The sequence below is a fragment of the Nitratidesulfovibrio liaohensis genome (assembly GCF_011682075.1).
Classification (GTDB): domain Bacteria; phylum Desulfobacterota; class Desulfovibrionia; order Desulfovibrionales; family Desulfovibrionaceae; genus Cupidesulfovibrio; species Cupidesulfovibrio liaohensis.
This window is the reverse complement of record NZ_VSMK01000066.1, coordinates 20,111-28,258: the sequence shown is the minus strand read 5'-3', so window position 1 is coordinate 28,258 and position 8,148 is coordinate 20,111. Positions and strand designations below refer to the sequence as shown.

The following is an 8,148-nucleotide window of genomic DNA, read 5'->3' as shown; positions in this document are numbered from 1 at the left end:
GGTGGGGCAGGGCCTTGCTGACGGGCGCGGGCCGGCGGGTCGATAGCAGCGTCCGGCCATCTCTCTTGCCGGGCCGCACCGGCTGCTGCCAGCCGCTGCCGTTCCCCCATCGGCCCGCCTTGGGCGCTCGCCCGGCTTCCCGTCGGCCCCCCATCGTCACCCGACCGCCCCCATTCAGGTTGACACCACCCGCCATCTCTGGAAGACCGTCCCGATACCATGCAGAGGGGTTGCAGACCATGATCGACATCGACACCCAGTTGGAACGCATCAAACGCGGCATGGCCGAGCTCATCGACGAGGCCGAACTGCGCAAGAAGATCGCGCGCGGCGTGCCGCTGCGCATCAAGGCGGGCTTCGACCCCACCGCGCCGGACCTGCACCTGGGCCACACGGTGCTCATCCACAAGCTGCGCCATTTCCAGGAACTGGGGCACACCGTCATCTTCCTGATCGGCGACTTCACGGGGCAGATCGGCGACCCTTCGGGCCGCTCGGACACCCGTCCGCCGCTGACGCCGGAACAGATCATGGAAAACGCCGAGACCTACAAGAAACAGGTCTTCAAGATCCTGGATCCGGAAAAGACCGAGGTGGATTTCAACTCGCGCTGGATGAACGCCTTTTCCGCCGCGGACTTCGTGCGCCTGGCCTCGCGCTACACCGTGGCCCGCATGCTGGAGCGCGACGACTTCGAAAAACGCTACCGCGAGGGGCGGCCCATCGCCATCCACGAATTCCTGTACCCGCTGGTGCAGGGGTACGATTCCGTGGCCCTGCGCGCCGACGTGGAACTGGGCGGCACCGATCAGAAATTCAACCTGCTCGTGGGGCGCACCCTGCAATCCCAGTACGGGCAGGAGCCGCAGTGCATCCTTACCGTGCCCCTGCTTGAAGGGCTGGACGGCGTGAAGAAGATGTCGAAGTCCCTCGGCAACTACGTGGGCATCGACGAGCCGCCGTCCGACATGTTCGGCAAGATCATGTCCGTGTCCGACGACCTCATGTGGCGGTACTACGAACTCATCTCCGCCCGCTCGCTGGACGACATCGCGGACATGAAGCGCCGCGTGGAAACTGGCGAGGCGCACCCCAAGGCCGTGAAGGAAGACCTGGCCTTCGAAATCACCGCCCGCTACCATGGCGACGACAAGGCCGCCGAGGCCCGGCAGGGCTTCAACGCCGTGTTCGCGGGCGGCGGCGTGCCGGATGATGCGCCCGAACACACCTGTGCCCGGGGCGAGGACAGCACCCCGCCGGTGTTCCTGGAAGCGGCGGGACTGGTCAAGTCGCGCGGCGAGGCCAAGCGGCTGATCAAGGAAGGCGCCCTGTCCGTGGACGGTGTGCGTTGCGACGACGCCATGGCCCCGCTGACCCCCGGCAGCTACGTGGTCAAGCTGGGCAAGAAGCGCTTTCTGCGCCTGACCGTTACGGGGTAGTATCCGGATTCCGGCCTCCGGCGGGTTTGCGGTCACACCGCAACACATCGCGTTTACAGACATTCGCATGGCATCCTCACGCCGCTCCGGTTCGCCGGGGCGGCGTTTTTCTGTTTGCCGCCATATTCGGTGTAAAGATGTGTAAAGGCGTGCCGATATGGCCTTGTGACGGCAACCAGTCCCGGGGTGATGCCATGATTGTATCCCCGCTTTCCGGCTACCTGCTGCGCGAATCGCAGGAACGACAGCAGGAGGCACGACGCGCCCGGTACGGCACCGGCCCGGTGAGCCTGCGAGGCAGCCTGACCGACGCCTACGATACCGTGTCCACCCGCACGCCCGACATGGTGTTCGAGTTCGGCGACGTTTCGCATGCGCGCCAGAATCAGGACGACGCATACGGCTATCTTCTGGCCGGGGGCGATGTGCTGCAAGGGGGCAGACCCATCACGCACGTTACGAAATCCGGTTTGCTGGTGGAGGTGGGGCCCGCGCTCGTTCGTGGTCAGGACGGCAGCACGGCCATGGGATGGGCCGTATCGTTCAGCCGCAATGGTGAACTGGTGGGGGGCGACCTCATCCGGAGGGACACCCGGGTGGTGGAAAATGCCGACGGCACGGTAAGCCTGGAGGCGGCACCCGACGGCGAAACCCTGGACGGCACCGGGGACGACGACTTCTTCATCCGGCTGAGTGACCGGCCGGTGCGCGCGGGAGGCGGTGACGACGTGGTCATCTCGCTGGGCGGCAGCGGCGGGGTGGACGGCGACACCGGCAACGATGCCATTCTGGGCATGTTCCGGGGCGTGGTCGCCGAAGGCCCCGAAGGACTGGCTCTGCTCGACGGGGGCGAAGGCGACGACCTGATCCGTGCCGACAACGGCGTGCACGTGGCGCTGGTTGGCGGCACCGGCAACGACACCCTGGACGGCGCCGTGGCCCATTCGCTGGTGCGCGGCGGCGAGGGCGACGACACGCTGAAGGGCGAGGCGCACTACGCTGTCATGGACGGGGAGGACGGCAATGACCGCTACGAAATGGACCTGGCAACCTGGTCGCAGGTGGCGGGCGGCAGCGGCGACGATGCGCTGACCGGCACGTTCCTGCGTTCCGACATGGCGGGTGGCGAAGGCGACGACACCTTTGATGGCCGGTTCCAGGTTTCCGACCTTCTGGGCGAGTCGGGAGATGATACCTTTCGGGGGATGTACGAGCGCGGCAGGGCGGACGGCGGCGAAGGGGACGACGAATTTGCCGTGGATGCGGCGCATACCGCGGAGTTCGCGGGCGGGGTGGGAGACGACACCCTGCGCGCCGTGACGTCGTTCTTCGCCAGTTACGACGGCGGCGAGGGGCACGACGTGGTGGAACTGGGGCGCAGGCGGCGACTCAGCCCATCGGGCGAATACGTGCCGGGCGGCCTTTCGCACGTGGCCTGGAAGGTGGAGGGCCTTGCGGGCGGCTACTACGCCGAAGGCGACCTGGCCCACAACATGGTGCGCGGCGGCGAGGGCGCGGACGACCTGACCGTGTACGGGGCGCCGGATGACCGGCGCGGGCTTGATGATCCCGCGCGGGTCAGCGGCGGCAAGGGGCGCGACGTGGTGGCCATCTACGGGGCCATGCAGCGGCTGGGGCAGTTGTACGGAGAGGAGGAGGACGGCGAGATGGGGGTGTTGCTGCTGCCGTATGCGTAGCGTTGGACAGGATGCCTGCCCTGTGGCGCTGTCGGGAATGGTGTTTCCGGCGGCGTTTTTTTGCGTCCAACCCCCAATTCGCCCCTTTCGTCAGGTTCACCCTGCCCGCATGGTCTGCACCATGCGTGTGCACCGCGCGGTGGCACCGTCGTGACACCACAGGGGGGATTCTCCGGGAGGTAGGGTTGTCCCGCGTTGTGGCGCACACCCCTTCTCATGAAAGCGTAACTGCTCTATGGTGTCGGCAGATTCGGCAATCCGTAAGCATGGAGCGGGTATGAGCGCGAAGCCGGAAAAGAGTGTGTCTGGGTGGTCCCCAGTGGCCATTGCAGTGCGCGGGAAGGCGTGGTGGGCTTTGCGGCGGGTGCGCCGCTGGACGTACACCATCGTAGGCATCGTCGCGGCGTGGGGCGTGCTGGCCGGGCTGGCCATGCCGCCGCTGCTGCGCGGCGTGCTGGAAGACCAGCTGTCCGACAAGCTGGGGGTGCGCTGCACCGTGGAAAAGGTGCGCTTCAACCCGTACTCCTGGGCATTGTCCATCCAGGGCGTGCGCGTGCCCAACCCCACGGGCGACGGCGACATGCTGACCTTCGACGCGCTGGAATTCTCGCCCGGGCTTTCCGCCGCGTTGCGCCTTGCCCCGGTGCTGGCCTACGTGCGGCTGGTGAACCCCGTGGTGTACGTGGCCCATTTCGGCGACGGGCGCTATTCCTTCTCGGAATTCATCCCCCCGGACGGAGAAGGCGGTGGCGCGAAGCAGGAGCACGCCGACCGATCGGGCGGCGCGGACAAACCGCTGTTCCCCTTCGCGGCCAGCGACTTCGAGGTGGTCAACGGCACGGTGATCTTCCACGACGCGCCGCTGAAGACCATCCATACCATCACCGAATTGCAGTTCGTGGTGCCGTTCACCTCCACCATGGCGCGCGACCGCGAACGGGCCATCACCCCCAGCCTGAACGCCACGGTGGACGGCAAGGCGCTGAGCGTGCAGGGGCGGCTGCTGCCCTTTGCCGAGCACCTGCGCACCGAGTTCGACGTGGTCACCGACGAGGTGGACCTGACCCAGTACCGCGAATATCTGGCCGCGTTTACGCCGCTGCGTCTGGAATCGGGGCGGCTGGGCGTGAACCTGAAGCTGGTGGTGGAGCAGCCCGCCGCGCATGACGTGGAGTTCGGGCTGGCGGGGGCCGTGACCCTGAACGACCTGCGGGTGAACGCGCCCGACGGCAAGGAGGCGGTGCTGGGGCTTACCTCCGGCGTTGTGGAGGTGGAGGAATTTTCGCTGCTGGACCGGCACGTGGACGTGCGCCGGGTTGAGCTGGACGGATTGCTGGCGCGGGTGGGGCGGTTGGCCGACGGCAGCATCGACTGGCTGGGCTTTGTGGCCCCGGCGAACGGGAAGCGGCAGGCGCCGGTTCAGGCGAAGCAGGGCCAGGAAAAACGGGGCCAGGCCGGAGCGGCAGCAGGAGCGCAGACCGGGCCGCAGAACGGAACGATGGCCGCCAGTGCCGCCGTTGCTGACAACGGGGCCAATGGAACTGGCGGAACTGGCGGAACTGGCGGAGCGGGCGGCCCGACAGCCAAGACCTTGGCTTCGGCCCCGGCTTCGACCAAAACGGCTGCGGACCAGCCACCCTTCGTGGTCAACGTGCGCACCCTGGGGCTGCGCGATGCCACGGTTGTCTGGAAAGACGCATCCGTGCCCGGCGGCGCGGTGGTGCGCCTGACCGGCCTTGATGCCACTCTGACCGATTTCGCCACGCCCGGCGGCAAGCAGCAACCCAAGGGCGGCGGCGCGTTCACCGCGTCGCTGCGCATGGACGACGGGGTCGGCAAGGCCGGTGAATCCGCCAAGAACGGCGCGGGCACCGTGAAGGCCGAGGGCACGCTGACCCTGGAACCGCTGGGCGTGGCCCTGCGGCTGGACGCCCGCGATTTGCCCCTGTTGCCGGTGCGCGGCTACGTGGCCCAGGCCCTGCCCCTGTCGCTGGACGCAGGGACGGCGGGCGTGCAGGGCGATATAGACCTTTCGCTGGCCGTGCCAGATGCCCCCGGTCTGATGGTGCGCAAGGGCGCGGCGCAGGTGTCGGGGCTGGTTCTGTCACTGGCCGGGCAGAAGCAGCCATCGGTGAACCTTGGCAAGCTGGAAGTGGCCGATACCGCGGTCGATCTTGCGGCGCGCACCGTGGCCGTGGGTCCGGTAACACTGACGAAACCCGACGTGCGGGTGGTGCGCGGCAAGGACGGCGCCATCGATCTTGCGGTGCTGGCAGGCGACCCGGCCACGGCAGAGCCCGCCAAGGCCCAAGTGGGCAAGGCCCAACCAACCGGAACCCGATCCGCACGGGGCAAGGGGCAGGAAGGCCCGGCGGCGCGCGGGGCTTCGCGCGCCGCGCCGCAGAAGCCTGTCTCCGCCCCGGAAGGACCGGAATGGCAGGTGTCCGTGGCCGCACTGCGCATGGACGAGGGCCGCGTGACCTTCGAGGACCGGCAGCCCAAGGATGCGGGCGTGCTCACTCTGGAAGGGATGCGTCTGGTCACCGGCCCATTGTCGCCGCAGCGCGGCGCGCCGCTGGACGTGGATTTCGGGGCGCGCTGGCAGAAGCAGGGCACCATAGGCATCAAGGCCAAGGGCACGGCGCAGCCGCTGCACCTGACCGTGGACAGCAAACTGGCCAAGGTGGACCTGCGCCCGCTGGACCCGTATCTGGGCGAAATGACGGACCTGTTGTTCGGCAGCGGCGAGGTGTCGTCGGAGCTCAAGGTGGCCCTGCGCGAGCAGGCCCCCCCGGCGACTCCGGCGGGCAGGGCGCGTCCGCGCCCGCAGGCGGAACAGGCGGCGGAACCGGCTCTGGAGGTGAGCGTGGAGGGTGCGGCCCGGCTGGACAACCTGTCGCTGAAGCTGGCCGGGGGCAAGCAGGAACTGGCCTCGTTGCGGCGGTTTTCGGTGCGCGGGTTGCGTTTCGGGCAGCAGCCATCGGGCGACCTTTCCCTGCGCGTGCAGGAAGTGGGACTGGAAAAGCCGAACCTTTCGGTGATGGTGTTCAAGGACGGCTCCACCAGCATCGGGCGGGCCATGGGGGCGAAGCCCCCGGCAGACGCAAAGGACGCGAAGGCTTCGGCAGACGCAAAGGACGCGAAGCCCCCGGCAGACGCAAAGGACGCGAAGGCTTCGGCAGCGGAGAAGGACGCGAAGGCTTCGGCAGGCGCCACCGCGCAGCCTTCCAAGGCTGCATCCGGTCCCGCCACGGATTCGGCATCGCCGCCACCCGCGTCTTCCGCCGCCTCTGGTTCCTCTGGTGCGTCCGCACCGGGCGACGGTACGGAGGTTGCGGCGCGTCCCAACGCGGGACCGTTCACCACGCTGGAGGTGGGCAGCCTGTCCATTTCCGGCGGCGCGCTGCGCTTCCGCGACGAGCGCATGTCCCCGGCCTATGCCGCCGAAGTGTCCGACATCGAGGGGCGCATCTCCGGCGTCTCGCTGGACCCGGCCTCGCGGGCCGAGGTGCAGTTGCGCGCGGGCATAGAAGGGGTGCCGGTGCTGGTGGGCGGCACGGTGAACCCGCTCATTCATCCCGTGTTCGCGGACATGCGTTTCACCATGTCCGGGCTGGATCTGGTGCCCCTGTCGCCCTACGCGGTGCAGTACATTGCCTATCCCGTGGAGCACGGGCGCTTTTCCGCCGACGTGGCCGTAAAAGCGGAAAACTGGGTGCTGGACGCCGACAACCACTTCACCCTCAGCCAGATCGAACTGGGCAGCAAGGACAACAGGCCCGATGCGCCCAACTATCCGGTAAAGCTCGGGCTTGCCCTGTTGCAGGACATGAGCGGCAACGTGGACCTGCGCCTGCCCGTGAAGGGGAGGCTGGACGACCCGGAATTCCGCCTGGGCGGCGTGGTCATGCAGGCCGTGCTGAACCTGATGGTCAAGGTGGTCACCTCGCCCTTCGCGCTGGTGGGCAGCGTGCTCAGCCTGGGGTCCGGCGGCAGGGACATGCGCTACGTGGAATTTCCGCCCGGCGTTGCAACGCTGAACGAGGCGGCGGAAAAGGACCTGCACGCCGTGGTCGAGGTGCTGCGTCAGCGCCCACGTCTAAAACTGGAGATACAGGGCACGGCGGAACCGGACGGCGACACGCGCGGCCTGAAGGAGCAGGCTCTGCTGCGCGCCCTGCGCGAGGCCAAGCACGCCTCGCTGTCGCGCGCCGAGCGGGCGCGGGTGAACGTGGACGACCTGGCCATCGACAAGGACGAGTACGAGGACCTGCTGGACGAGGTGTACAAGGATGCGCCCTTCGAGAAGCCGCGCAACGTGGTGGGCTTCACCAAATCGCAACCTGCTGACGTGATGGAGGCTGCGCTGAAGGAACACCATGAAGTGACGCCCGAGGCGTTGAAGGAACTGGCCACAGCGCGGGCCAAGGCCGTGCGCGACAAGCTGCTGGAGATTGATCCGGCCTTGGGTGAGCGGGTGTTTCTGGCCGGAGCCAAGGTGGCGCCTGCCGCCGGTGCGGAGGGTGGGGATGGCGCCAAGGGCGGAGGGAGCAGGGTTAATCTGGGATTGCAGTAGCAGGAGGGATGGGCGCGAGGTGCGGTGGAGTGCCGTGCCCTGTTGGATGCGGTTTCTACGAATACAGCCAGCGTTATTGTCCACGCTCGGTTTCGTTATGTCTCCGACGGGCAGGGGGTGTTGTAACGAACACCCCCTGCACCCCCGCGTTCCAGGGGGGCTTCGCCACCCCTGGACCCCCGCCGTTTCATGCACCGCGTTCCTACGTCGGCAGCTTCCCTGCGGCGCAAGCGCCTTCGGGTGATCTGCCGACAGGCACGCGAATGTGCGCGAGGCTCCCGCCGCCTGATGTCGTCTGGGCGCCTTTTCAGTACGTATCCTGCACCGTATTCTTACGCTTGGCAGCTTTCCTGCGGCGCTGGCGCGCCTCGGGCGATCTGGCGCCGGAATGCGATGTGCTCAAGGCTCTCGGTGGCATGACGAAGCACGGGGCTCT

At 67.7% G+C, this 8,148-nt stretch carries 3 protein-coding genes; all 3 read left to right on the top strand.

Annotation, left to right across the window (positions count from 1 at the left end; all coding sequences use genetic code 11):
• The first annotated feature begins 239 nt into the window (after window positions 1–239).
• The 3 genes from tyrS to FVW27_RS03055 all read left to right on the top strand — a co-directional run bounded on the left by tyrS (window position 240) and on the right by FVW27_RS03055 (window position 7,712).
• Entirely contained in the window at window positions 240–1,439 is a 1,200-nt protein-coding gene (gene tyrS, locus FVW27_RS03065; protein ID WP_167122641.1) for a tyrosine--tRNA ligase, read from the top strand.
• Between the two features lie 194 nt (window positions 1,440–1,633).
• Entirely contained in the window at window positions 1,634–3,136 is a 1,503-nt protein-coding gene (locus FVW27_RS03060; protein ID WP_167122640.1) for a calcium-binding protein, read from the top strand.
• 319 nt (window positions 3,137–3,455) lie between these two features.
• On the top strand, window positions 3,456–7,712 hold the full coding sequence (locus tag FVW27_RS03055) for a DUF748 domain-containing protein (RefSeq protein ID WP_341806055.1): 4,257 nt from the start codon (window positions 3,456–3,458) through the stop codon (window positions 7,710–7,712).
• Window positions 7,713–8,148 lie beyond the last annotated feature (436 nt).